The organism is Acetobacter tropicalis (genome assembly GCF_030644465.1).
In the GTDB taxonomy this organism is placed as follows: domain Bacteria; phylum Pseudomonadota; class Alphaproteobacteria; order Acetobacterales; family Acetobacteraceae; genus Acetobacter; species Acetobacter tropicalis.
On sequence record NZ_JAUYUW010000001.1, the window covers coordinates 1,078,739 to 1,102,529 of the forward strand.

The 23,791-nt window shown below is 58.5% G+C and carries 26 protein-coding genes; 9 read left to right on the plus strand and 17 right to left on the minus strand.

All coding sequences use genetic code 11. The annotated features are described in order from the left end of the window. Positions 1–10 precede the first annotated feature (10 nt). Positions 11–373 carry a hypothetical protein gene (locus tag QWU00_RS04850; RefSeq protein WP_150395667.1) on the plus strand — a complete coding sequence of 121 codons (363 nt, stop codon included), beginning with the start codon at positions 11–13 and terminating at the stop codon, positions 371–373. A 9-nt stretch (positions 374–382) separates the two neighbouring features. Continuing rightward, positions 383–1,570, plus strand: coding sequence for a glutathionylspermidine synthase family protein (locus QWU00_RS04855; protein ID WP_035378373.1), 1,188 nt, complete (start codon positions 383–385; stop codon positions 1,568–1,570). Between the two features lie 75 nt (positions 1,571–1,645). Here QWU00_RS04855 and QWU00_RS04860 read toward each other — a convergent pair whose 3' ends face one another. After that, positions 1,646–1,918: a hypothetical protein gene (locus tag QWU00_RS04860; RefSeq protein WP_035378501.1), complete on the minus strand. Its 273-nt coding sequence runs from the start codon at positions 1,916–1,918 to the stop codon at positions 1,646–1,648. Positions 1,919–2,411: 493 nt separating this feature from the next. Between QWU00_RS04860 and trhO the strand changes: the two genes are divergently transcribed. After that, on the plus strand, positions 2,412–3,428 hold the full coding sequence (trhO, locus tag QWU00_RS04865; RefSeq protein WP_045542727.1) for an oxygen-dependent tRNA uridine(34) hydroxylase TrhO: 1,017 nt from the start codon (positions 2,412–2,414) through the stop codon (positions 3,426–3,428). A 109-nt stretch (positions 3,429–3,537) separates the two neighbouring features. Here the strand turns inward: trhO and QWU00_RS04870 are convergent, their stop codons facing one another. The 7 genes from QWU00_RS04870 to QWU00_RS04900 all read right to left on the minus strand — a co-directional run bounded on the left by QWU00_RS04870 (position 3,538) and on the right by QWU00_RS04900 (position 8,274). Further along, positions 3,538–3,741, minus strand: coding sequence for a helix-turn-helix transcriptional regulator (locus QWU00_RS04870; RefSeq protein ID WP_035378372.1), 204 nt, complete (start codon positions 3,739–3,741; stop codon positions 3,538–3,540). After that, complete coding sequence (locus tag QWU00_RS04875; RefSeq protein WP_197056305.1) at positions 3,738–4,130, minus strand: hypothetical protein; 393 nt, start codon at positions 4,128–4,130, stop codon at positions 3,738–3,740. Before QWU00_RS04875 ends, QWU00_RS04870 begins: the two co-directional genes overlap by 4 nt. A 334-nt stretch (positions 4,131–4,464) precedes the next feature. After that, entirely contained in the window at positions 4,465–4,671 is a 207-nt protein-coding gene (locus QWU00_RS04880) for a cold-shock protein (RefSeq protein ID WP_035378370.1), read from the minus strand. Positions 4,672–4,855: 184 nt separating this feature from the next. Then, positions 4,856–5,473: a hypothetical protein gene (locus QWU00_RS04885; protein ID WP_035378495.1), complete on the minus strand. Its 618-nt coding sequence runs from the start codon at positions 5,471–5,473 to the stop codon at positions 4,856–4,858. 112 nt (positions 5,474–5,585) lie between these two features. After that, positions 5,586–7,106 carry a phage terminase large subunit gene (gene terL / locus QWU00_RS04890; protein ID WP_035378368.1) on the minus strand — a complete coding sequence of 507 codons (1,521 nt, stop codon included), beginning with the start codon at positions 7,104–7,106 and terminating at the stop codon, positions 5,586–5,588. Further along, positions 7,099–7,860, minus strand: coding sequence for a hypothetical protein (locus QWU00_RS04895; RefSeq protein WP_150395668.1), 762 nt, complete (start codon positions 7,858–7,860; stop codon positions 7,099–7,101). Before QWU00_RS04895 ends, terL begins: the two co-directional genes overlap by 8 nt. A 6-nt stretch (positions 7,861–7,866) precedes the next feature. Beyond that, positions 7,867–8,274 carry a hypothetical protein gene (locus QWU00_RS04900; protein WP_052051194.1) on the minus strand — a complete coding sequence of 136 codons (408 nt, stop codon included), beginning with the start codon at positions 8,272–8,274 and terminating at the stop codon, positions 7,867–7,869. A 722-nt stretch (positions 8,275–8,996) separates the two neighbouring features. Here QWU00_RS04900 and QWU00_RS04905 point away from each other — a divergent pair. Further along, positions 8,997–10,388, plus strand: coding sequence for a PQQ-dependent sugar dehydrogenase (locus QWU00_RS04905; protein ID WP_035378362.1), 1,392 nt, complete (start codon positions 8,997–8,999; stop codon positions 10,386–10,388). Here QWU00_RS04905 and QWU00_RS04910 read toward each other — a convergent pair. The 6 genes from QWU00_RS04910 to QWU00_RS04935 all read right to left on the minus strand — a co-directional run bounded on the left by QWU00_RS04910 (position 10,385) and on the right by QWU00_RS04935 (position 14,157). After that, on the minus strand, positions 10,385–10,564 hold the full coding sequence (locus QWU00_RS04910) for a hypothetical protein (protein ID WP_035378360.1): 180 nt from the start codon (positions 10,562–10,564) through the stop codon (positions 10,385–10,387). The genes QWU00_RS04905 and QWU00_RS04910 overlap by 4 nt on opposite strands. Positions 10,565–10,756: 192 nt before the next feature. Then, positions 10,757–11,236, minus strand: coding sequence for a lysozyme inhibitor LprI family protein (locus QWU00_RS04915; protein ID WP_052051193.1), 480 nt, complete (start codon positions 11,234–11,236; stop codon positions 10,757–10,759). Between the two features lie 55 nt (positions 11,237–11,291). Then, complete coding sequence (locus QWU00_RS04920) at positions 11,292–11,822, minus strand: hypothetical protein (protein ID WP_231551611.1); 531 nt, start codon at positions 11,820–11,822, stop codon at positions 11,292–11,294. Between the two features lie 162 nt (positions 11,823–11,984). Beyond that, entirely contained in the window at positions 11,985–12,665 is a 681-nt protein-coding gene (locus QWU00_RS04925) for a hypothetical protein (protein WP_052051192.1), read from the minus strand. 2 nt (positions 12,666–12,667) lie between these two features. Further along, positions 12,668–13,465, minus strand: a complete 798-nt coding sequence (locus QWU00_RS04930) for a hypothetical protein (RefSeq protein WP_035378358.1) — start codon at positions 13,463–13,465, stop codon at positions 12,668–12,670. After that, positions 13,462–14,157, minus strand: a complete 696-nt coding sequence (locus QWU00_RS04935; RefSeq protein ID WP_052051191.1) for a hypothetical protein — start codon at positions 14,155–14,157, stop codon at positions 13,462–13,464. The genes QWU00_RS04930 and QWU00_RS04935 overlap by 4 nt, the downstream gene beginning before the upstream one ends. Before the next feature lie 156 nt (positions 14,158–14,313). Between QWU00_RS04935 and QWU00_RS04940 the strand changes: the two genes are divergently transcribed. Further along, positions 14,314–15,027 (plus strand): LexA family transcriptional regulator, encoded by a 714-nt coding sequence (locus QWU00_RS04940; protein ID WP_035378357.1) that lies wholly within the window; start codon positions 14,314–14,316, stop codon positions 15,025–15,027. On the opposite strand, the gene QWU00_RS04945 is transcribed toward QWU00_RS04940, so the two are convergent. After that, a complete protein-coding gene (locus QWU00_RS04945) occupies positions 14,990–17,893 on the minus strand; it encodes a M16 family metallopeptidase (protein ID WP_150395669.1) in 2,904 nt (967 codons plus the stop codon). The two genes, QWU00_RS04940 and QWU00_RS04945, sit on opposite strands and share 38 nt — an antisense overlap. A 196-nt stretch (positions 17,894–18,089) precedes the next feature. Here QWU00_RS04945 and QWU00_RS04950 point away from each other — a divergent pair, with 196 nt between their 5' ends. After that, on the plus strand, positions 18,090–19,829 hold the full coding sequence (locus QWU00_RS04950; RefSeq protein ID WP_081938966.1) for a Hint domain-containing protein: 1,740 nt from the start codon (positions 18,090–18,092) through the stop codon (positions 19,827–19,829). Between the two features lie 39 nt (positions 19,830–19,868). Here the strand turns inward: QWU00_RS04950 and QWU00_RS04955 are convergent, their stop codons facing one another. After that, the gene (locus tag QWU00_RS04955; RefSeq protein ID WP_035378355.1) at positions 19,869–20,594 is read right to left on the minus strand and encodes a LysE family translocator; all 726 of its coding nucleotides are present in this window, start codon (positions 20,592–20,594) and stop codon (positions 19,869–19,871) included. A gap of 122 nt (positions 20,595–20,716) precedes the next feature. Continuing rightward, on the minus strand, positions 20,717–20,896 hold the full coding sequence (locus tag QWU00_RS04960) for a hypothetical protein (protein WP_035378353.1): 180 nt from the start codon (positions 20,894–20,896) through the stop codon (positions 20,717–20,719). 492 nt (positions 20,897–21,388) lie between these two features. Between QWU00_RS04960 and QWU00_RS04965 the strand changes: the two genes are divergently transcribed. The 3 genes from QWU00_RS04965 to QWU00_RS04975 all read left to right on the plus strand — a co-directional run bounded on the left by QWU00_RS04965 (position 21,389) and on the right by QWU00_RS04975 (position 23,688). Further along, a complete protein-coding gene (locus tag QWU00_RS04965; protein ID WP_086641765.1) occupies positions 21,389–21,691 on the plus strand; it encodes a hypothetical protein in 303 nt (100 codons plus the stop codon). 222 nt (positions 21,692–21,913) lie between these two features. Further along, complete coding sequence (locus QWU00_RS04970; RefSeq protein WP_035378350.1) at positions 21,914–23,158, plus strand: FAD-dependent oxidoreductase; 1,245 nt, start codon at positions 21,914–21,916, stop codon at positions 23,156–23,158. Continuing rightward, positions 23,158–23,688 carry a c-type cytochrome gene (locus tag QWU00_RS04975; RefSeq protein ID WP_052051188.1) on the plus strand — a complete coding sequence of 177 codons (531 nt, stop codon included), beginning with the start codon at positions 23,158–23,160 and terminating at the stop codon, positions 23,686–23,688. The genes QWU00_RS04970 and QWU00_RS04975 overlap by 1 nt, the downstream gene beginning before the upstream one ends. Positions 23,689–23,791 lie beyond the last annotated feature (103 nt).

Below are 23,791 nucleotides of genomic sequence, written 5' to 3' on the forward strand. Positions count from 1 at the left end.
GAGAAATAAGGTGGAGAAAGACCCTCTTTCAAGACGTGTGCTGGGCTGGACGGTGGTGCTGGGTGCGCTGGTGGGTTCAATCGGGGTGATCGGGTTTGGGAATTTTCAGCGCAGCAGAGAGGCCGCGCAACGGCAGCATGCGGCAGCCTGCGCCCAGGCGGACCCGGCCCGACGGCCTGAGGATTGTGACGACACTGAACAGCGTGGAGGCGGTGGCCATGGGGTGTTTGTTTCTTCCCGCCGTTATGGACATGATGGGGCCGACGAGGGTGATGAGGGAGAAGGCCGACGTGGCGGCGGCGCTGGCGAAGAGTCTGCTGGGCATGCGGGATTTGGCGAAGGGGCCGCGGGCCATGCGGGAGGCGGCGAGTAACCTGACCTGATGGGTACTCTGCGCCGCCTTCCCTCCGCCCCGCGACCAGACTGGCAGGCCCGCGCACGGCAGATTGGCTATACGTATTTTCGCAATGAAGACGGTAGCCCTGCCTGGCGGGAAGATGTGCGTTACGACTTCAGCCCGCAGGCGGTGCAGACTTTGCGCCGGGTAACGGAAGACCTGCACACATTATGCCTGCGTGTTGTGGACGACGCGATCAACACACCGGGCGGGCTGGATGTGTTTCATATTCCGCCGCGGGTGCAGGATGTTGTGCGGGCCTCCTGGCGGCGGGATGAGCCGTTTCTGTTGGGTCGGTTTGATTTTGCCTGGTGCGATGGTCAGCCCAAGCTGATTGAATATAATGCAGACACCCCGGCCACAGTGCCGGAAAGCACCCGCATGCAGAGCCTGTGGCGGGCGGAGGTTGCGCCGCAGGCGGAGCAGATGCCGCTTGATGCCGGGCGCATTGTGGCGCGACTGCTCCAGTTGCGGGCCGAAGCGCGCGTGAGCCAGACGCTGCATATTGTGCCCTACCCTGACAATACGGAAGATGCGGTGCATGCCCGTTATTACCGGGACTGGGCGCAGCAGGCCGGATTGGAGGCCGTGCAGTGCGAGTTGCGGGATCTTGAGATCAGCACCCGTGGCCGTCTGCTGCACAACGGCCGCGTGGTGCGGAGCATGTTACGGATGTATCCGTGGGAGCTGATGTTTCGTGACCCCGGTGCGCGGCATCTGGCGCAGTGTGGGTGCGTTTTTCTGAACCCGCCCTGGACGGCCCTGCTCTCCAACAAGGCGTTGTTGCCTGTGTTGTGGCAGCGTTACCCGGAGCACCCCAACCTGTTGCCTGCGGGGTTTGACCCTGCGGCCGTAACGGCGCATCGGCCCGGAGGCTGGTATGTGGAAAAGCCGATCCATGCCCGTGGGGGCGAGAACGTGCGGCTGCTAAAAGCGGACCGGATTTTGTGTGCGGAAGGCGGCACTTACGGGGCGTACCCCAAAGTCTATCAGGCGTTTGCGGACCACAGCATTCAGGGCGTTACGGCCTCTGTTGGGGCGTGGGTGATTGGGCATAGTTTTGCAGGCATTACCATGCGGGAGAGTGCTGACAGGATTATCCGCCATACATCGCCCATTGTGCCCCATACCATCCGGCGGAGCAGTTTTGTCTCCCGGCTGCTGGGCCGGTGACAGAACCGGACACGGGGGTTGCCCCCCGTGCGCCACGCCTGAGAGGCTGACGTGGCGAGAAAAAGGAGAGCCGGTTCAGGCCTTCTTGTTTTCTTCTTCTTCGTCTTCTTCATCATCCCAGTCATCATCATCGCCTGCTTCGAACACGAGTTCGACGGTGACAGTGCCGGTGGTGTCGCCATCCTGAAGGGACTTTGCGTCGGCTTCAGCTTCTTCCTGTTTTTCGTACAGTTTGGCTTCGTTAGGGTCTTCCAGCCATTCATTGGTGGGGTCCCAGAAGGTGATTTCCCCATCATTGTCTTCGCGCTGGATCAGGTAGCCTACGACAACTTCATCGGTATCTTGCATGGTCGGTCCTTTCTGACACTGCTCTTCTCCATATGAAGCATGCCGCGAAAAAGAAAAGAGCTTCATGACAAGATGGTGACAACGCAGGCCGGCACGCGGCGTTGCAGGCGGGGGTGCAAACAGAGCGCGGGCTGGCTTTTTGTGGCGTTTGGGCGGCTGTTGCCTCTTGTCCTGCCCATGGGCGGAGGAGTAAGTCTGGGGTGCCTTTTGATGGCCTGACGTGACCCTGATTGCAGCAGGGGCCGGCATGTGCCGCGCCCGGAGTGGCCTGCAATCCTACCAGTGGATAGTTGTTGCCGTGACTGACCCCAAGAACGCCCCCCATGCCGACCCTGCCTGTGGAACCGCGACCACACCGGCGGCTGGCCCTGCTGCGCGGACGCCTGCCAGCAGCACTGGTGTGGCGGCTGCGGTATCTGACGTGACGCCGGATGGTAACGAACGGAACGGAACGGCGCACGCGGCGCAGGGTGATCACGCTGGCGAGCAGGATCTGCCCTTCTGTGTGGCGGCGCTGTATCGCTTCACCCCCTTTGAGGATCTGCCCGCATTACGCGAGCCCTTGCAGGATGTGTGCGTGGCCAATGGCGTAAAGGGCACCTTGCTGCTGGCGCATGAAGGCATAAACGGCACCATTGCTGGCACGGATGAGGGTATTGCCGCAGTGCTTGCCCATGTGCGCGCCATGCCGGGCTGTGCGGAGATTGAGGTCAAATTCTCCCGTGCACCCGCCATGCCGTTTTTGCGCATGAAGGTGCGGCTGAAGAAAGAGATCGTGACCATGGGTGTGCCGGGGCTGGACCCTCGGTCTGACGTCGGCCATTACGTGCAGCCGGAAGACTGGAATGCCCTGCTGGAAGACCCGGACACCATTCTGATTGACACGCGCAATGACTATGAAGTGGCAACCGGCACGTTTGTTGGGGCGATTGACCCCAAGACAAAGACCTTCCGCGAATTTCCGGACTGGTTCCGCACCCACCGCGAGGAACTGCTGGCCAAGGGCCGCACACCGCGCATTGCCATGTTCTGCACCGGGGGAATCCGGTGTGAGAAAGCCACGGCCTTTGTGAAGGCTGAAGGGCTGGATGAGGTGTATCACCTTCAGGGCGGTATTCTGAAATATCTGGAAACTGTGCCGGAAGAAAAGAGCCTGTGGCGTGGTGAATGTTTTGTGTTTGACCAGCGTGTGACGGTCAAGCACGGGCTGGAGCCGGGTTCTTTGGAACAGTGCCATGCCTGCCGGTCGCCGCTGACTGCGGAAGAAATGGCCTCCCCCAAGTATGAGCATGGGGTAAGCTGCCCGCATTGTTACGATGAGCGGGATGAAAAGCAGCGCGCCCGTTATGCCGAGCGGGAACGGCAGGCCAAACTGGCCGCCGAGCGTGGCGAAGCGCATCTGGGTGCTGAAATGGACGCAATCCGTGAGCGCAAACGCCGTGAGCGGGACGCGGAAATTGAACGCCAGAACATGCTGCGGGACATGGCGCTGGCCCGCTTGCAGGAGTAACGCCCAGCAGCCAGCCCTACCGAAAGATGAAGGACTGGGACTGAAAAAAGGTAACAGATCAAGAGATCTTCGGCCTGCGGACGAAAGCGTGAGGCATGATACTCAGCGCCTAGGCCTCTTCTCCGTCATATTCAAAAAGGTCTTCTATTGGCTTGCCGAAAAAGCGGGCGAACCGGAAGGCAAGGGGCAGGCTTGGGTCATAGCGGCCTGCCTCTATGGCGTTGATGGTCTGCCGGGAAACACCAAGCTGCGTGCCCAATGCTTCCTGTGACAGGCCGCGTTCCGTACGGAGCGATCGGATGATGTTTTTCATCCGTAGCGCCGCTTGGCGACAATCATACCGACACACCATAGCACCGCCATAATCCCCCAGACCGAGAACATGGAAATCTTGGCAAACCCTACTGTTTCCAGAAAACCGTAAGAGAACGTCAGCAAGGCAGTGCCTGCAAAGGCAAAAGCAAGTGCTTCAAACTGAATTCTGCGTTGCAGTTCATCCATGCGCCCAAACTGCCGCAGGATGACCCAACAGAATCCTGCCCCGGGCACCATAGGCAAAAGCGCCATAACTGGCTGCCAAGACGCCCCCACCGCTCCATGATCAAAAAGGCTCATAACCAGAAAAACCGTGAGGGCATACATCCCCAAACAGAGACTGAATTCAGCCAGATAGCGCTTTTTGGCCTTCATATCGGTCAGCATGACTTTTCCTTGCATGTAAAGAACACTTTACACACCATCTTGCATCAAGATGGAAATGTAAAGCTTTCTTTACACGATTCGGGACAGAATAGTGCCACACACACCGGAGAGGGTCTGTTCAAGCTCTTTTTGAACGCCAGCAGATGCAGAACTGGCTCAGGATTTTGTGGAAAAACAGGAGGATTTAAAAACTGGGGGCGGAGCATAAGGCTGAGGAGAGACGTGACACCCTGCACAAAAAACATTCCGTGATGATGCGATTGGCGAGAGGGCATAAAAAAAGCCGCCCCGGAGGGCGGCTTTCTCTACATCACGCATGTGAGTTAAAGCAGCATTATACCGCTTTGATGCTCACGGCTGATGTTTTGCCGTTACGGCCAGCTTCAAGCTCGTAAGAGACCTGCTGACCTTCCGTCAGGGTGTGCATGCCAGCGCGCTCAAGTTCAGAGATGTGAACGAACGCATCTGCTCCCCCGCTGTCGGGCTGAATGAAACCGAAACCCTTTGTGGGGTTAAACCATTTTACGGTGCCTGTTGCCATAACAAGGCTCCTTCTCAAACAATAGCGGTCGTGCACAAAACACACACGAAATCATAACTTTTAAGGAGAAAAAGAAACGCAACATGCGTCAATAACTCGGATAAAAGCACCCGCTGACGCCTTGATGCGCCGATGTAGGGACGAATGCAAGGGAAAACTTACCAAAGCCGGGCTGGTCTATTTTTCAGGACGACAGCGGTTTGGGCAGCGAAGCGATAAAGGCATCGAACGCTTTGAGATCATACCGGCCTGGGTTCACAGTAACAGGCGGGATTTTGAAATCCTTGGGGAGCCCCCATTTTACGCGCGTGGGAAAGACTGCCTCAAGGGCGCTATACCACTCGATAAGAAACCGTTGCAGGCGGAAATGGAGGTCGAACCGGGAGCGTGTGCGGGTGATATCCGTTTCCATTTGATGCCGTGCGGTAGAGGCATCAATGGGTTTGATAAGGACCATATCAGCAAAGCCAAGCTGGCGTTGCGCTATGGCGCGCCGGGTTTCCTGCAAAGAGAACTGCCAGTCTGCCTCCTGTTTTTCACCAAGCTGCCACAGGCCCCAACTATAATGGAGCTTCAACGGATCTGTATCGCAAACTGCCATGCCTTTGGAGGCTTCAAGAGCAAGAGCGTTACGCCAACGCTGGGTGTTCCACTCTACCCAATATGCAGCGACCTCTGGCCCCTCCAGCGGCTGGTTGTGCCGGTCCGCCGGGAAGGTTTCTGGCAAGAGGGTGTCACCCGCAGCCTGACAGCACCATGTGGTTTTCCCTGCGGCACTCATTCCTTCCACAACCACAATCACGCACGCGCCCTCCTGGCTTTGATTCCGTTTCTCTAAATGCCACAGCCATGGAAGAGGAAACAAGAGTTCTTGATTTCCAATTTTGTGACAAAGAGGTTTCCTATTTTCTTTCTCAAATTCGTGCCAGAAAAGTGCGGTTGAAGCTGGGGAGTGGTTTGGTTTCCGTGAGCGCCGTGAAGGCTCCGGCGGCGGCATCCACCTGATCATCATGTGCGGCGGCGGGGAAGGCTGCGAGTTCTTCCAGAAAGGCTGGGGTCCATGCGGCACGCAAAGCGAGGACATTCCCGGCATTGACCTGTGCCGCAAAAGGCGCGGCGCGGGTGGCTTTGTCTCCACTTTCGCGCACGGTGCGGACACGGTAGCCCGCCAGTCTGCCAGTGAGGTAACGGGCCTGCGCCACGCCTGCCTGTCCGGGGTCCTGGGGTAGAATGATCTCGGTTTGCGGGCCGTCCTGCGCGGCGGTGGCGAGGATGGCGGCTTCAACCTGTGCGGGGTCTCCGCGCAGGCGGGCGACATCCGCCACGCAGAAGCGGCCATCTGACAGCCGCATCATTTTGACGCCCACCGTCCAGTCCGCATTCGGGCGCGTGCTGGCGCGCGTGGCGGCCAGATCCCACCGGCGGACGGTGGCTTTGCCAGACATGGGGGCCGGCGCGCGATCAGTCGTGAAAGGGCGGGCCGGATGAGTGGGGTCAGGTTGAGTGGGGAAAGACCCTATTGGAATGGCATCCACCACGGAAATGAAAGCTGTTTTGAACAAAGCGCCTTCTGCTGGCGTGGGGTTTTGCTGATAGAGCGCGCTCCACTCCCGCGCGCCAATGGCCAGACGGATGTGGGCGAGGTCTTCTGCCGGGAAGGCCTGCGGCCACAGAGGTGCGCCAATGGGACGACCCAAGGCATCCTGCGGGCCAGCGAGGGCAGGAAGAGAAAGAACATCCCATGCCTCGCCCGTGTTGTTCTGCATGTCATCCAGCAAGCGGCCTGCGAGATCATCCGGGGACCAGCGGGTCATGACCAGCACGATGGCACCGCCGGGCATAAGGCGAGTGCGCAGCACGGCGCGATACCAGTCCCACACGGCGGCGCGGCGGGTTGGGCTTTCCGCTTCCTGCCGGTCTTTTATGGGATCATCCACAATGGCGAGGTGCGCGCCCTTGCCTGTCAGGCCGCCGCCAATGCCCATTGCGGCATAAACGCCGCCCGCGTTGGTGTGCCAGACATCTCGCGCGGCGCTATCTGCCGCCAGCGTGACAGAAGGGAACAGAGCGTGGAAGCGACGGGAGGCCACAAGGTTACGCACATCGCGCCCGAAATCCTGCGCCAATGTGGCCCCATAGGATGCGGATATGACCTGTTTATGGGGGTGACGCCCCAGATACCATGCCGGAAAACGCCTGCTGACAAGCTCGGATTTTCCATGCCGTGGGGGCATGAACACCATCAGTCGTGTGATAGTGCCACGTTCCACTGCATCCAGTTTCTGGCAAAGCAGATGGTGGTGGGCTCCGGACTGGTAGTCGGGCATGGTGTAGCGGGTGAAATCAAGCAGATTCTGGCGCGCGTGACTGCGATTTTTCAGTTCAGCCTGTGCGTTCTGACTGACCTGCCTGTGCAAGGGCGCTGAGTTAATCATCCGTGAAATCTTCAAGACCTTTGCGCACAACCGCGTTCATGGACAGGCCAGCAAGTTTGGGGTGCAGGTAAGGGGCTGCCACCTTTGCGGCATCAAACTGTCGGTCCGTTATGGTCTCGTCCCCCTGCATGACACGGGTGAAAATTTCCAGCGGCGTGACGGGCGGTGCAGCCGACGGAAGAGGTGCAGGAGAAGACGCGAGGGGAGCGGATGGTTCAGCGGCAGGCGGTTGTGGTGGCGGAGCGACGGCCTGCGTGGATGCTTGTGAAGTGGGCGGCGCTGGTTCCGATGCCTGGGAGCGTGAGGACGGCTCGCGGGAAGTGTTTTTTGTGGGGTGGGTGGAAAGTGGCGCGGATACGCGGGCTGAGACTGAGGGAATGGTGGGGGTATCGGGCAGCAGAGGCAAGCGTGGAGACGAGCCCTTGCTTGGTGGAACAAGGGAACTGGGCCCGGAAGGTGCTGGTTGAGGGGATAAGGAGAGATCAGGACCGGCATCGCGGGGTTGCGGTGCGCCTGTCGCTGTAAAAGCGGGCGTGGCTGCAACAGAGTGGGCCGAGGAGGTAGAACGGGTTGTTCGCCGTTTGCGGGGGGCCTGCTTTTTGGTGGGAAGCTGTGTGGCAGGCGCGCCGTGGGGGAGAGGAGATGCGTCTTCCCTTGTCTGCATGGCGGGTGGGTGTGGTGAAAGGGTTGCCGGATGGGCTGGGGGGTCTTCCTGCAAAACGGAGTGTTCCGGGTTTTTCCGTGATAAGGCCATGAAGAGTCAGGAAAATACGATATGGAGCGGATGCCGGGGCAGCCGGACATGCGAGGCTGCCAGAGCGTAAGGCGCTTTATGCGGTGTTTCCGTACGGCGCTGGAGCAGTTCCGTTGCCAGAGCGGCGCGGGCGTGGCGGAAGCAGGAACGGCTGAGAGTGCCTATTTTCTGCATCCCCTGCCCTGCTAGGCGACGCACCGGGCGGCATTGCACGACATAGTCCCCCATGCAGCCGAGGTGCAGGCCATCCTGCCACGGAAGGGGCACATCCGCGCGGTGACGGGGAGCCCCCGCGGGCTGGAGAGGACAGAGCAACAGGTGTGTGCCCTGATGATGCATGATAACCCAGCGTGTGTGGGAGGTTCGCACAACGTCTCCACACGCAAGGGCCGCAGGGGATGCAGACACAGGCATGCAAACTCCTGAAAAAACAGAGAGCGGGGCAAGGGGAGCGGGAGGGCTCCGGGCGGCTTTTTTGTGAGGATGAGTGGTTTCTAAGACTGACCACGCGCGCTGGCAAACAGATTTGGGCCGGAGAGACTCTACCCCGCAAGGAGACGATTTCCGTAGGACGGGCAATTGACAGACGTGTGATAAGAAAACAGGTTTTTGTGTTTTTTCTAACAGTTAGGGTAAAGTTCGTTTCGGTTTGTGCGGGGAATACGGTGCGTTTCTTTGTTATTACACAGATAAGTGATATGCGTTTTTTATATAAATAAACATAATGACCTCAAGCCCCGCACAAGAGGGTGTTTGATATAACACTGTGGACCAACCACAGGATCTGAAGCCCACTCCCTGCCTGTCTCTCCCACAGGCATGCCGGGTTTAGCCCCTTGCCCGGCAGTCACTTCCCGGCTTTACACTGGCGCGTTTGCTCTTCCCTCCTTCTGCTGGGCGCGCCGGTGTAACAGCTCCAGGCCACGCTGCATTTTGTCTTTCCCCTTGAAGACGCAGACGTGGCCTGGCGTGGGTGCTTTTTACAAGAGCTGTGTGGAACGCAATGAGAGAAACACCGTTTACGCTTCATTCTTTTTCTTTCAGTGCCCCATGAGGCTTACAGGTGCTCGGACCCCGTTTTACCCGGAAGGTCTTGATGCGGCCTGGTACGGCACCCTGCAAAGGACGCAACCATCATGAATCGAACAAGCCGGTATCTTCTGGCGGCGGGACTTATTGTTCTAGCTGTGGGAACAGCCACATATGCGCTGGTGATCCGGCCGGAACGCGCGCAGTTGCCTGTAGGTGCGGGTGAAGGAACCCGCCCCAAACTGCCCCAGCCCAACGCCACCTTTATCCCTACCGTAAACATTGCCCGCCCCATTGGATGGAAGGACGATGAAGCCCCGCACCCCACGCCGGGGCTTGCCGTAAAGGCGTTTGCCAGAGGGCTGAACCACCCGCGCTGGCTGTATACTTTGCCAAATGGGGATGTTCTGGTGGCGGAAACCAACGGCCCCGGCACGGATGCCCCCAACCTGAAGATGCGTATTGCCAAGCTGATACAGGGCATGGCAGGCGCGGATACGCCAAGCCCCAACCGGATCATGCTGCTGCGGGACACGGATGGAGATGGTGTGGCGGATGAGCGCACCGTGTTTCTGGACAAGCTCTATTCGCCCTTTGGCATGGCGCTGGTGGGAGACAGTTTTTATGTGGCAAATGCCAATGCCATCTGGCGTTTTCCGTATCAGGAAGGGGAGAAATCCATTACCGCGCCGGGCACCAAGGTGGTGGATCTGCCCGCGGGGTATAACCACCACTGGACCAAGAATATTCTGGCCAGCCCGGATGGGCAGTATCTGTATGTAACGGTAGGCTCAAACAGCAATGTGGGAGAAAATGGCCTGCAGGCGGAAGAAGGCCGTGCACGCATTAACCGTGTGACGTTGGCCACGGGCGAGATGGCCCCTTACGCCACCGGCTTGCGTAACCCCAACGGGCTGGCATGGGAGCCGCACAGCGGCGCACTATGGACGGCTGTGAATGAACGGGATGAAATTGGCAGCGATCTGGTGCCGGATTACATCACTGCTGTAAAAGAAGGGGCTTTTTACGGCTGGCCCTATAGTTATTATGGCGGCCATGTGGATGAACGCGTGCAGCCACAGAACCATGATCTGGTCAGCAAAGCCGTTGTGCCGGATTATGCCGTGGGGGCGCATACGGCATCTTTGGGTATTGTGTTTGGACAGAGCAGCAGTTTGCCAGAAATCTGGCGTAATGGGCTGTTTATTGCCCAGCATGGCTCCTGGAACCGCAGACCGAAAAGTGGCTACAAGGTTGTGTTTGTGCCTTTTCAAGGTGGATTACCCAGCGGGCAGCCGGTGGATGTGCTGACGGGTTTTCTGGCCCCCAATAAAAAGCAGGCCCATGGCCGACCGGTGGGGTTGGCGCTGGACCACGCCGGGGCGCTGCTGGTGGCCGATGATGTAGGCAACGCCATATGGCGGGTAGGCGGGGTACCGGAACAGGCGCAGCCGGGGCAGACAACCAGCCCCGAAACCCAGCCCCAGATGCAGCCTTAAGTCTGGGGATGGTGGGCAGCCGTGCGGGCGACAACGGCATTGGCCTCCCGCACGGCACGGCCTTCATCTCCCGTGCGGTCCAGACATTCGTTTGCCACTTTGGCCCAGAGAGACTGGAGTGTTTCCGTTGTGGCCTTGTGAGTATGGCGTATAGCGTCTTCAGCAGTCCAGGGCATGAGGATTCTCCGTGAGTGAAAAAAGAGGCGCGTTGGCTAGACCCTTACTTGAGGTGGACTCAGGCATTTTTTAAGGGTGAAATCGTAGTTTTGAAGCCTCCCTTCTGGGATCTGGTGGCGTGGAGAGAAAAACCCAACGTATGCCTCCATAAGAAGATCCGCCCGCCAGACCGGACTGACGTTTCCGCAGCCTTATCTGTTATGGGAGTTATCGTCCGGGAGGTCGGTCTCTGGGCGGGGCAACACGGGTGGGGTACTATCCTGAAACGTCAGCCAGTTCTGCCATATGGTGTAAGTGCGCTGGCGGGTCAGGCGTCTATCACACCCCAGTTGCATCATGAACCGGATTGTACCCTGCTGCCAGTTTGTAAATACGGCCCTGCATTCAGCGTCCCGATAAGCCTTCCATGCGGTTTCTGAGTGCTGGAAGGCTTTCTGGCTCTCTTTTAAAACCTTTACTGTGTCATCATCTTTTGTATCGATGATCTGTTTCTGAAGAAATGCAAGCGCGGCCTTGGCATATTTCTGATGCGTTGCTTCGTCCTGCGCCAGTGCATTGCCCTCACACTGGTTCATCTCAACCGTGTTGGTACCCGGGCATGAATTTGCGGCTGCATGCGCCTGTGTTGCGCATAGGAACGCCAGAGCAGAAAGCACTGCGAAGCGGGACATATGGACCCCTTTCACGACATGAAAAGCCTTGGGCCAGACTAGCGCTTGCGCTGTGCTATGGCGAGGGCAAAGTGGTGGCGGACGCGGCTGCCTTACGCGCCATGCGGGCTTGTTTGGCGGCCTTGCGGGCGTTTTCTTCGAAGGCTTCCAGTTGTTCCAGCAGCAGGGCGCACTGGGCGGCAATCTTGCGTTGGGCGGAACTGGCGGAAAGCTGCGGGAAGAGTGCTGCCCCCATAGCGCGGAAAGAAAGTTCATCCACCAGCATCATACGCAGGCGTTGGTGGGCGCACAGGCCCAGGGCTTCCCGCACGCTGGTGATACGCGCAACGGCTTTGCCGCGCACCATCTGCCAGGACACAGCATCATGCTTTGTCAGAGTGCTTGTGCGGTGATCCTGTGAAAACTCCTTGTAGTCACAATAGCCGAACACATAATCCTGATACCAGCGTTCAGCGGCATCTGCGGCGGATTGGGTGATGTCTCCGGCGTTTAAAAGCGCCTGTACGGTGCGGCGCACACGCATGGGATGTGTGCCCACAAACTCCGAGCGTGCCAGCCGTTCCGGCGTGGGGGTGATCTCGGCCATGAGAGGGGGGCATGGGGAGTGTGAAGACGGTCTGCAGGTGCCGGATTTTCTGATTGCCATGGAAAACTCCTTTTCTTTTTGTGTCGTTTTTTATTCTCTCTGGCGAGAGATGTTCTCTGTTGGACGGGTAAGGCGTGCTGGCTGAAGGAGCTTCCTCCTGCATTAAGGAGAGGGAAAGGTCTGTGCGGGCTGAGGGCGGACTGCGAAAGGACTGGTAGCCTCCCCAACGGGACGCAGACGGAGCAATGCGCGGCATCCTTCCGCATCTCGCCTTATGGTTTCTGAAAATGGAAGTAACAGGGTGCGTAATTCATTGGGGCTGGGCCAGCGGGCCCCGGTAGGATAGCCGTTGCGGGGTGGCTGCCGTGCCCATGCCAGACGCGCCTCCCGCCCCCATGCACCAGACGGGATATCACCACATACCTCAAAAATGGCGCGGCACTGACTGGCGGCGGTCTCTGCCCCCGGTGGATTGGTGACAAGTTGGCTGAGTTTTTTCAGCCATGCTGCCACATGCAGTTCTGTAACGGGCTGAAGGGCGTGCTGCACCTGCGCCCAGTGCAGGCGTACGGCATCCATCATGCTTTGCGGCACATCCCGCATGGTAAGTGGCACCCCTGCGGCATGCGCAGCAAACACGGCGCGCATGGCGGGTTCAGCGGGTCTATAGCGCGCGAGAACCGGAACGGTGAGCAGTTGTGGCGTTTGAGAAAATGCTGCGGTTTTCTCTTCTTTTTTCGGGGTGTCCTGCTGCTTGAGGACGGAAGACGGGCTTCTCTGGGCTTCTGCACACACATGGCGGGCGGCCATAGTTTCCGATGAGGCTGTATGGGGAGATTGCATGATTACACTCCTTCCAGATCAGGCACGTTCTGCCATGCGGCAAGGCGCTGGGCATGGGTGGACGATGTGTGCCCAACCGGCTGGGCGTGTTCCGCCACGCGGGCCCGCACTTTGGCTTCCACCCATGAGACGGGTTCGGCTGGTTTGAAGGCCGCGCATTCGCCCAGAACCGCCAGCAGGCAGGCGGCATCATCATGCAGCATTTTCAGCCATTTCCCCATCAGGGCGCGGGTTGAGCGCTCTGGCCGGCCTGTTGCCTTCTGCAAAAAAAACAGACCATGTTTAAACAGATGCAAACGGACATCATCGTTCGGCCCGAACGCAGTGAGGGTACACTCTGCTTCTGACTCTGCTTCTTGGTGTTTATGGGGTGGGCTTAACCCCTCCCCTGCCCCCATGTCCTGCACGGAAAACGGAGCAGAGGGTGGCGTGGAACGTGCGGCCTTCAGGCTGGGGTTGCCACCTGTGCGCCCCCAAGCCGCTCCTTGATCTGACGCGGCTTTATCCCGCAGCAGGCGGCGGCTGTATACGCACCCTTCCGCAGTGGTGCTGAATACGCCAGCCTCTCTCAGTTCAGCCATCAGGCGCGTGATCTGCCGTTCCGCCACGCCCAGCATAAGGGCGAGATGCCGCGGATGCAGAGGGCGATGATTGACGCAAAGATGGCCGTAAGGTTCGCCCTCATGCATCAGGCACAGCAGGCGCATCCAGAGGCCCTGTGCAGCCAGAGAGCACAGACGCAGTGCCGGGTCGCGCTCATAATCCTGCCACCAGAACTTGGACCAACGACGCTTGCTCATACGGCCCCCTTTGCTGGAACGAAGGACAGGAACACCGTGTGATCAGGGTGAGTGCGGGCCGCGTGCGCGGGGCCGTGTGATGGGGCCAGAGGGTCTTCAAGCGGGCTGAGGGGGAGATGCGTCGGCTCGGCCGGCATTGTCTGCCAGCGTTCCAGCCCGCGCCACAGGCCGCGCATGGCGATGGGATGACCGGGAGGAAGCGGTTCTGCATCACGCAGGGGATCGTTCCACTCGCCCTCATCCGTTTCAGAGGGTGTGGGGCAGACGCGGGCGTTTTCGTACCGCATCAGGGCCTGTCTTACCCCTTCCATGCACCGGCCAGTGTGGCGACCGATCTGCCGCAGGGAGCGACCGGCGCGGCGCAATGCCACCATCTGCCCGAGCAGGGCCGCACTGGTGCCCGGACGGGCTGCGACCTGACAGGCAGCGTCTGGCTCCATGGGGGGATGAGACGACTCGGAGAGGGATTTATCACACCAGATAGGCATCACAACAGGAGCGGTGTGATTTATCCTACTCTCCGCAGGGAAAGAGCCTAGCTGTGACTGCTGTGAAGACGGCATGCGCGTGAAAGAACGATTTCTGTTGGGGATGACAGAAGACCGAGAGGAGACCTCGGAAGAATGAGGGGAAAGGGCTGAAATATGAGAGAAAGAGGTGTGTTTTGCACGCACGGGCAGCAGGACAGACATGGAGGCTTTTCCGTTATGAAAGCTGGTCAGGAGCCCCCGGTCTTGAGGTGGGAGGCTTAAGGGCAACGCTAGTGTGACCAGTCACACTTGGTCAAGCGGAAATGGTGTGATATATCCCTTTTGATCTTGCTTCGTTCTTATGGGATACCTCCCCCTATGACACGCTCCCCGGTTGCTGAAGAACTTGAACGGCGCATGGCGCTGCTGGGCCTGACCCAGAAGGCCCTGGCCCGCAATGCGGGCGTGGGCGATACCTACGTGCGCGATATTCTGAAGGGAAAATCCCGCAATCCGGGCGGCGAGAAGCTGGAACGGATTGCGGCCATGCTAGGCTGCACAGCGCGAGATTTACTGTTTCCTGCCCATGCACGGATGACGGGGGAGCAGGATAAGCCCGCCCGTTATTCCCCCCCTGCGGATATGCCAAGCGTGTGTGTGGAACTGAACCCGCCCGGTTATGTGGCCGTGCCGTTTATCTCTCTGCGGGCAGGCATGGGCGGCGGCGGGTATGTGGAAGACCAGCTTCTGGGGCGCCCCAAGTTTTTTGAGGAAGAATTTGTGCGTGGTACCCTGCGTGCCCACCCGGCGGATTTGCGGGTGATTGAAGTTGAAGGCCAGTCCATGGAGCCGATGCTCAAGAATGGAGACATGGTGCTTGTGGATACCCGCAAGGTCTCCATTATTGAGCCGGGCATTTTTGTACTGTTTGATGGCGATGGCGTGGTGTGCAAATGGGTTGAGCGCGCGCATGAGGCCAGCGAGCCCATGATCCGCATCAAATCTGAAAATCCGCGTTTTTCTCCTTATGAAGTTCCGGCTGATCTGGTGCAGATTATTGGCCGCGTGGTGTGGTTTGCCCGCCGGCTGTAAAGGCGGCTGGTGTGGGCGGTTTGGGGCCATACACAAATGTGGACAGGCCATCTGGTTTCACCTCCTGCGCAAATACGGTGCGTATCTGCTCCGGGGTTGTTGCCGCTATGGTTGCGGCGTCCTGATTGGGCTGGTTGAGAGGCAGATCATGGCTCAGCAGAAAAAGATCGCGTCTGGCAATGCCGCTGAGCGATGACGTGCTGAAGGGCTGCGTGCGCAGATAACCGGCCTTGACGCGGTCCAGTTCCGCCGTGCTGACGGGATGGGTCTGCATGTCCTGAAGTGTGGCGCGTATCAGCGTTTCCGCCAGCGGGACTTTGGCGGGATCAGCCCCGAATGTGACGCTGAATGACCCACGTGTCTGATCCACTGATGCAGCACTCCCCACCGTATAAACATAGCCGGTTCTGGCCCGCAGGGCCTGGTGGAGGCGTGAGGAAAAACCACGGCTCAGGATCAGGTTGCCCAGATCAAACTGTGCGGTTTCCGGCTGGCCGAGCCTGAGACCCGATGACTCAAACAGTTGCACCTGATCCTGTGTTCGGCCCTCGCCATCCATCTGGAAGGTGGTGACGGGGGCATCCGGGACGGGAGGCAGGAGAACCTCCGGTTTGGGGCCTGTGGCATGCCAGTTTCCAAACGCGGCCATGACAGCCGCTTTTGCGGCATCGGGTTCGATATCGCCAATGACTTCAATAACAGTCATGTCCGGGCGATAGGCTTTTTGGAAAAACGCCAAGACATCGCTTCGGCTCAAGCTACGAAATGTCTGAGGTGTTGGCTCGCGCTGTGCGGGATCATCCTTTGGCAAGACGCGTTCCATTACGGCGCGCCGCATGGCATAGGCTGGTGTTTGCTGGACGCCCTGCTGCGCAACGGCCAGCTTTTCCCGCCGTGTGATGAGGTCTTTCTCCGGGAAGGCCGGATGCAGTTCGGTATCGGCCAGCACTGCAAGCGTGGGGATGAAATCCTGCGTGTGCGCGCTGAGCCCGAAGGCAGAACCAAGCGAGACCGAACTCCCGAGATCCCCCACTGTTTTGGCGATACTCAGCCGGTCATGCTGGGCCGTGCCATACAGCAGCAATTGTGCCGTGAGGGCTGCAATGCCCTCTTTCCCAACAGGGGCTTGCAGCGCCGGATTGATGCGGACCTGCCCGAAGAGCAGCACGGTATGGGACTGATGGAAGGGCCGCACAATCAGCCGAAGACCGTTGGGTAGAGTAAAGAGCGTGCGCGGCAGCGGCCAGTGCGGCACGGGCGGCATGTCCAGAACGGATTGGGCCCAATCGGGCAGAGGCACCGGACCTGTGGGCGTGCGGGCAAAGGATTCTCCGCCAGAGTCCCCTTTATCCTGCACGGGTGGGATAGTGCCCTGCGGTAGCCACACCTGCGTGATGGCGTGGTCCGGGTCCAGATAGCGGGCAGCGAGGGCGTTGACCTGCTCCGGCGTGACGGCAGCGTAGGCTTTTGTCAGCACATCCGGGCTGCTGACACCCCAATCTGCTACGGCGGCGGTCCAGACACGGGTTAACCCCGCAATGCTGTTGCGTTCAAACTCGGCTGCCTTGATGCGGGCCCGCTTGGCGGCGTCCACCAGATCAGCCGGAATACCGTGAGCACGATAATCGGCCAGAACGGCCCGGAGTTCAGCCTGATAGGGGGCTGGGTCAGCGCCACGGGGAAAAGAAATGGACGCTGTGATGGAGCCGCGGGAGGGATAGCCCTGATAGAGAAACGCCGTGCCCAGACTTTTACCGTCCAGCCCCAGAATGCCCAGCTTGCTGCGACTGTTGGCAATAGCATCTGCCATGACGATCAAGGCGGCAGCATCTGACTGGCGCAACCCCGGAGCACGCCAGCCGACGGTAATGCGCCCGATTGCGGAATCCGTTGGCGCGGTCAGGGTGCGGGCGGTGGGAAGAGCGTGGTCTGTGTCTGTTGGTGTGCGGACTGGAACAGGACGGGATGGTACGGCGCCAAAAGCTTCCCGCACCTGTTTGAGGGCTGCCGTAGGTTGCACATCTCCGACAACAAACAGGATGGCGTTATTTGGTGCGTACCAGGTCTGATAGAACTGGCGCAGGCGGTCCGTGGTTGTGGCGTCAAAAGACTGGCGCGTGCCCAGAGGAGACCATGCAAACGACGTGCCATCATAGACTGCGTTTTGAAACTGCTCCCGTGCGCGAAACTGGGACAGGGAGCGGTCTCTGGACACTTCCTGTTCAATGGCCCCGCGTTCCCGCGCCCATTGGGCCGGGTCAAACGAGAGGGCGCGCATCCGATCCGCTTCCAGATGCAGGATAACGCCCAGATCAACAGGGGCGATATTAAACTCGTATTGTGTCTGCTCATAGGAAGTGGAGGCGTTGGCGTTATTGCCCGTGGCCTGACAGATACGTGTGAGTTGATCACTGCTGAGCGTGGGCGTGCCACGGAACATCATATGCTCCAGCGCATGCGCCGTACCGGGAAAATCGGCTGAAGCGGCACTGGAACCTGTCAGATAGATCAGCCGCGTGGCCACCATAGGCGCGAGTGCATCCCGCACGATAACAACCCGCAGCCCGTTGGGAAGGGTGGTCTGCACCACGCCGTCTGCCGCCAAGGCGGGCCCGGCCCAGCCAATTGCAGCCCATAACACCCCTATCTGAAAGTGTTTGATCCAGCACATGACTCCCCCCTTGCCCAGCCCACCTAACACCGGCCGCCAACGGAAGAGTATCTGAATTCTGTTATGGTTTTGTTGCTGCCCGTAGCCTGAAAACACATTTGTGATCATGGCCAATGGAATGGGGGTAAAACCGGCCTTTTCGTGCGGCCTGTTTCTGACTTTAGGGCGCGCCATTTTGTGGTGACTGGTCTTCACTGCCCACGCACTTCCGGAAGAGTGCCTGTTGGAAGAGGCACTTTTGCTTTTCCTTTTCTTTTAAGGGTTCCCTCGAAGTGAGGCTTTTTTAGGTTTGGAAAAATTAAATATATTTAAGGACCAAATTACTCCTGTTTGTCACGTTTATTTGATAATGATGCGGAAAGCGACGTTTGTTAGGAAAGAATTTACGTCTATGGCGATTTGGGTTGGCACAAGCACTACGATCAATAAAAACTGGTCAAATAGTGCAAACTGGACGGATCTAATGGGGTATCAGGCAACTGAACCCACAACATATGAAGACATTACGTTGAATAATGATGCTGTGGTTGGGCTACCTGCATCTTTTTCTACGTCAGGCACACTCACTGTTCACGGCAATGCCACACTCAACAGCGCAGCCAACGGAAGCAGCCTGACTTTTAGCAATGCCTCTGTGGCTTCGGGTAGTAAGCTGACACTCAATGGTGTTTCCACCAACTTTAGCGGGGGGGCCACCGGGGCTGGCTCCATTACCTTGGAGAACGGAGCGTCCCTGAAAAGCTCCAATGGTAAAGTCATTGCCCCTACGGTTGTTTTCAAGCAGAGCGCGGATGCTTCTGGCACGGTTCATGGCAACACGTTGACTATAGATTTTAATGGAGCAACGGCTGATCAGATTCCCTCCATTCAGAACCTGAGCACGTATGACAGGATTGTTATTGCCGGAACTGGCTCTACCACCACGAATCTGAGCCTGACGCCCAACGGAGATGGAACGTATTCCCTGATTGGAACCATTCCAGGTTGGGGAAACAAGATTGTTGTGTTCTCCAAGTCTGTCACGCTGGCGGGCAAGCTGACCCCGAGTGACTTCACATTCCCGCACGATGGCACGAACACCATGGTGGCATGCTTTCTGGCTGGCAGCATGATCCGCACACCGGCGGGCGATGTTGCGGTTGAAGAAATCCGTGTGGGCGATGACGTAGTGGCTTACGTAAACGGTGAAGCCGTAGTGCGCCCCGTTGTGTGGGCCGGGCGTAAGCGCGCCACCGTGCAGACGCATCTGCCCGATGATGAAGCCGGGTATCCGGTGCGGGTAAAGCAGAACGCCATTGCGGACGGTGTGCCTTACAAGGACATGCTGGTGACACCCGACCATTGCCTGTTTTTTGAAGGCCGGTTTGTGCCTGTGCGGATGATAGTAAACGGAAGCTCGATTTTTTATGAGCGGAGTGTTCTGTCTTACGATTATTACCATATTGAGACAGAGCAGCACTCCGTTATCATGGCTGATGGGATGCTGACGGAAAGCTATCTGGACACTGGAAACCGGCCCAGCTTTCAGCAGGATGGAACGGTGGCGCGCCTTGGCAGCCGTGCGCTGGACTGGGCGAAGGATGCTGCGGCACCGCTGGAGGTTTCACGCGCGATGGTGGAACCGCTCTTCCACGCTCTTGCCGCGCGGGCGGGCGGTACCACACATGGCACGAAGGCTGTTACGCAGGATGCAAACCTGCACCTGCTGACCAATACGGGGGCTGTGGTGCGGTCTCTGCGTGAACAGAACGGCCGTCCAGTGTTCCTGCTGCCCGCAGGCACGCGCCATGTTCAGGTGATTTCCCGCGCCAGCCGTCCGGCGGATGCGATTGGCCCGTTTGTGGATGATCGCCGCCTGCTGGGCGTGCTGATTGGTGAGGTCACGCTGCTGAATGCGCGTGGGCAGCATACTGTGCGGGAGCATCTGACAATGGCTGAACTACCGGGCTGGTATGGTCAGGAAGAGGCTCCCATGCGCTGGACCAATGGCCATGCCCATCTGCCGCTGACGGGTTTGCCAGAAGACAGCCTTGCACAGAACGGGCCAACCCTGCTGATGCTGGAAATTGTTGCGGGAGGCCCTTATCTGGTGGAAGCCGCTGGCCAGAAGCAGACCGCGCACTGCGCCTGAGCTTTAATGCCCACTGACACGGTGGGCATTAAAAGAGCGCTACAGCCGACCGCGCAGCAGGACACCACCGAAACCCATGAAGACAACGCCGGTTATGCGATCAAACAGTTTGCGCAGATCCGGCCGTTGCAGCATGCGGGAGAGGCTGGTTCCGCCAAAGGCGTAGAGACTGTACCAGAACAGTTCCAATGCCAGAAAAGTGAGGATCAGCACCAGAAACTGTGGTGCGCGTGCCTCATGCGGGGAAATGAACTGTGGGAAAAAAGCTGTTGCAAACAGCAACAGTTTTGGATTGCTAAGCCCCACAAAAAATCCATCACGCCACAGAACACGCATGGAGAGATGGGGGTTGGCCATGGCGGCGGAAAGTGTTTCTGCACCGCCATGAGAGCCCTGCTCGGCAGGCACCAGAGAGACGCCGGTATTTTCTGATACGCCGCTCCCCTCCTGCATGGTTGCTGGTGCATCTTGCGGCACGGCCCCTGCCCCACGCCATGCCTTGATGCCCAGATAAACAAGATACAAAGCGCCTGCCACACGCAGCACACCAAACAGATGGGGGGCGGCTGTCAGCGCGGCCCCCAGCCCGGCGGCGGAAAGGCCAAGCACCACCACCAGCGCGCTCAGGCAGCCGGCCATGGTCATAGTGCACCGCTTGATCCCGACCTGTGCGCTACGGTTGAGCACATGCAGCATGTTAGGCCCCGGAACGGCACAGAGAAAGAAAACGATACCGCTAAATACCCACCATACATGCCAGGACATGCGCTGCTCTTTCCTGTTTTTGCATATTGAAAGCGCATCGTATCGCACAGTCTGGAAAAATGCCATTTCCATGCGGCATATGGGAGAGAGGATGGCCCCCTTTTTCTGAGAGTAGTCTCTTTTTAGAACAGGGCGCGGTCAGGAATAGTGCCTTCATCGGGCGTAATATTGGAGACAATGCTGTTCAGAGAGAGCTTTCCGTCCGGGCCGGTCATATCTCCGCACTCGCAACCCGACAGGAGAGGAGCCACGGCAAGTATAAGCAGGGCGAGACAGAGCGTTTTTTTGTGTGTTCGGGTCATTTCTGTTCTCCCCTCAGGTTTTACAATATGCCCTACGGCGGCAACGCTTTCCCTGCGTGCAGGCCCGTTTGGTTGCGGCGTCTGCCAACAGCCTGGGGGTATCTTGAGGGCCTTTCTTGGAGTGTTTGAGCGGCCTGTATAAGGGAGTGCCTAAGTAAATCAATAGAATAAACGAAATTTTTTAATCATTACTTTATATGTATTTATAAATCCAATTTATGATGAGCATTAACTTCAGAACAAAAAACTTTTCTATTCGTTGAATTGCTCTGATGTCATAAGGCATACAGGCTCTGCCAGAACGGCTTTTATCGCCTGGAGAATAAGGAGTGTCTGGCTGCTTATACCGAAGACAGCATAGCCTATGATCTGCGTCTGGCAGACGATTGGCACGGTTTTCTCCCTCTTGCGGCAGAAGAAGAAACGTGTGCGCAAGGGTGGTCAGCTTTACAGAACAACGCCCTTCCCCCTTTCTTCCTGAACGTGAGACGGATGATGCCGCCAAGCAAAATAGCCCCCTTGCGGGATGATTTACGCCACAAGCCTCTGCCGGGCACAGCAGCCTTCATACAGGATCAGGCGGATCAGGATTGCCGGGATCTTGCGGCCATAAGTGGGCTTTTACGCAGGACCTCTGCCGGGATCACCCCTATTCTGCAACGGTTGACCTTCAGGACCCTGCCGCTGGCGGCGCTGGAGAGTTGCACCCTGCTGGATGCGCTGGCAGAAGAAATTGACCGTGACGATGTTACGACCGTGCAAGACCATGCCGAGGCGCTTTGCGCGGCACGGTAGACTGAACCGGGGCTGAACGGAAGAAGGAGCCTATCACGGGCGCGTGCTTGGCGCTTCGGAAATTCGTTGTTTTTCCGCAATTTTTTTCTTGATGAACAATTCTGGAATAATCCTGCTTTTTCGCTCTTGCGTTGTGCTCGGGATAAGGGAATTCTGAGCGGAACAGTGTGGCCGGAGCGGCTTCCGGTTTGTGCAACCTTTCGGATGTAAAGACCCCCTATCTTGAAACGAAGAGATCTGTTTGCGGGCTCACTGGCCCTTGGCGCACTGGCGGCGCGCTCTGCCTGGACCTCCATTCCGGCGGCGGCTCAGGCCCTGCACCGCACCGCCCCACCGGGTTCCGTACCGCACCTGACACCCATGCGGGTGCATGCGGACCAGATTGCGGATATCAAGGTCTGCCTGCGCCCCTTCCGCCCCATGGGCCCACGGCTGGATGTGGAAAAGATTGGCGATAAGACAGTCATCCACAATTACGGCCATGGCGGCAGTGGGTGGTCTCTGTCCTGGGGTTCGGCTGATATTGCTGTTGGCAAGGCTGCCGCCACGCTGGACAAGAAAATTGCCGTGATTGGCTGCGGGGTGATTGGCCTGACCTCCGCCCTGACAGCCCAGCGCGCCGGGATGGATGTGACCATCTATACCAAGGATCTGTTGCCGCACACGCGCTCCGTACGGGCGAACGGAAGCTGGACGCCGGATTCCCGCGTGGCGCTGACCAAACCGGCAGGGGACGCTTTTCCGGCCCTGTGGGAGCAGATGGCCCGTTATAGCTGGAAAACCTATCGGGATTATCTGGGCCTGCCGGGCAACCCGATTGATTTTCGGGATAATTACATCCTCTCGGACATTCCATTTGACCAGAAGCATTTCCCGCCGCCGCAGCCCGGTGCCGGGGATTACAGCACCACGGGCAAGCCGCAGCACACCTCCGAATTTGCGGATTATGGCGATCTGATCCGCGATATTATTCCCAACCCTGAGGAGATTGACCCGAAGGACAACCCTTTTCCCGTAGCGCATGCGCGCCGGGCGAACATGATGATGTTCAATTTTGGGGCCTATGGGCATCTGCTTTTGTCTGAATTCTATCAGGCTGGCGGGAAGATTGTGATCCGTGAGTTCCATAACCCCGGAGACCTGAAGAGCCTGCCTGAGAACGTGATTATCAACTGCCCCGGCTATGCGGCGCATGATTGGTGGCAGGACAAGACCCTTATTCCCGTGCGGGGGCAGACCACCTGGCTACCGCCGCAGGCTGATGCCCTGTATGGCGTGGAGTATAAAGGAGCGGCCCTGCTTTCCAAAACCGATGGGGTAATGGTGCAGGCGCTGGATTTCAGCCATACGCTTGGAGAAATGGTGGGCGTAGGCAACAGTTTTGAACATGCTGACCGCTCTGAGGCGGAAAAGGCGATCGGGATATTTGAGGATCTGTTCGCGCGCATGGGTAAGGAGCACGTCTGATGCGCATGATGGAAAAGATGCGCCCTGCCCTATTTGGGGTGTTGGGCCTTACCGCACTGGCAGCCGGGACCATGAACATGGGTTGCGCACAGGCTGCCCCGCATGGTGCGCGGGTTAAATCCAGCTCGTCCGCAGGTCTGCCTGCTGCCAGCTATACAGCCGAACAGGCGGACCGGGGGGCGGAAACCTACAAGGAAGCCTGCGCGGTCTGCCATGGCCCGGCGCTGGGTGGTGCGTTTGATGCGCCGCCACTGAAAGGCCGGTTTGTGGCCAACTGGTCTGACGGGCCACTGAGTGACCTGTTCACCTATATGTCCGGCGCGATGCCCCTGTCCTCCCCCGGTGCGCTCTCGGCTGAGGACAACGCGGATATTCTGGCGTTCCTGCTCCGTGAAAACGGTGTTGCTGCGGGCAAGACGGCCCTGCCCACCACCGCAGCGGCACTGGGCAAGGTGCGCTTCCCCAAGGTGGATGTGCAGAAGCAGCCGCCTCTGGCCCCGGAAACCACGCCTGGCACCGCGCCACGCTGAAAAACCGTAGCGACGGGAGGGGACACAAAAGAGGTCCTCTCCCCCTCGGTTCAGTATAACGATCTCAAGGGCCTAACGCCCATGCTGCGCAAAAAACGCATGG

Coding starts and splice junctions, on each gene's coding strand:
- QWU00_RS04855 (WP_035378373.1), top strand. CDS start 383: ATGGGTACTCTGCGCCGCCTTCCCTCCGCCCCGCGACCAGACTGGCAG.
- QWU00_RS04860 (WP_035378501.1), bottom strand. CDS start 1,918: ATGCAAGATACCGATGAAGTTGTCGTAGGCTACCTGATCCAGCGCGAA.
- QWU00_RS04870 (WP_035378372.1), bottom strand. CDS start 3,741: ATGAAAAACATCATCCGATCGCTCCGTACGGAACGCGGCCTGTCACAG.
- QWU00_RS04875 (WP_197056305.1), bottom strand. CDS start 4,130: ATGCTGACCGATATGAAGGCCAAAAAGCGCTATCTGGCTGAATTCAGT.
- QWU00_RS04880 (WP_035378370.1), bottom strand. CDS start 4,671: ATGGCAACAGGCACCGTAAAATGGTTTAACCCCACAAAGGGTTTCGGT.
- terL (WP_035378368.1), bottom strand. CDS start 7,106: ATGATTAACTCAGCGCCCTTGCACAGGCAGGTCAGTCAGAACGCACAG.
- QWU00_RS04895 (WP_150395668.1), bottom strand. CDS start 7,860: ATGGCCTTATCACGGAAAAACCCGGAACACTCCGTTTTGCAGGAAGAC.
- QWU00_RS04900 (WP_052051194.1), bottom strand. CDS start 8,274: ATGCCTGTGTCTGCATCCCCTGCGGCCCTTGCGTGTGGAGACGTTGTG.
- QWU00_RS04905 (WP_035378362.1), top strand. CDS start 8,997: ATGAATCGAACAAGCCGGTATCTTCTGGCGGCGGGACTTATTGTTCTA.
- QWU00_RS04910 (WP_035378360.1), bottom strand. CDS start 10,564: ATGCCCTGGACTGCTGAAGACGCTATACGCCATACTCACAAGGCCACA.
- QWU00_RS04915 (WP_052051193.1), bottom strand. CDS start 11,236: ATGTCCCGCTTCGCAGTGCTTTCTGCTCTGGCGTTCCTATGCGCAACA.
- QWU00_RS04920 (WP_231551611.1), bottom strand. CDS start 11,822: ATGGCCGAGATCACCCCCACGCCGGAACGGCTGGCACGCTCGGAGTTT.
- QWU00_RS04925 (WP_052051192.1), bottom strand. CDS start 12,665: ATGCAATCTCCCCATACAGCCTCATCGGAAACTATGGCCGCCCGCCAT.
- QWU00_RS04930 (WP_035378358.1), bottom strand. CDS start 13,465: ATGAGCAAGCGTCGTTGGTCCAAGTTCTGGTGGCAGGATTATGAGCGC.
- QWU00_RS04935 (WP_052051191.1), bottom strand. CDS start 14,157: ATGTCTGTCCTGCTGCCCGTGCGTGCAAAACACACCTCTTTCTCTCAT.
- QWU00_RS04940 (WP_035378357.1), top strand. CDS start 14,314: ATGACACGCTCCCCGGTTGCTGAAGAACTTGAACGGCGCATGGCGCTG.
- QWU00_RS04950 (WP_081938966.1), top strand. CDS start 18,090: ATGGCGATTTGGGTTGGCACAAGCACTACGATCAATAAAAACTGGTCA.
- QWU00_RS04955 (WP_035378355.1), bottom strand. CDS start 20,594: ATGTCCTGGCATGTATGGTGGGTATTTAGCGGTATCGTTTTCTTTCTC.
- QWU00_RS04960 (WP_035378353.1), bottom strand. CDS start 20,896: ATGACCCGAACACACAAAAAAACGCTCTGTCTCGCCCTGCTTATACTT.
- QWU00_RS04965 (WP_086641765.1), top strand. CDS start 21,389: ATGATGCCGCCAAGCAAAATAGCCCCCTTGCGGGATGATTTACGCCAC.
- QWU00_RS04975 (WP_052051188.1), top strand. CDS start 23,158: ATGCGCATGATGGAAAAGATGCGCCCTGCCCTATTTGGGGTGTTGGGC.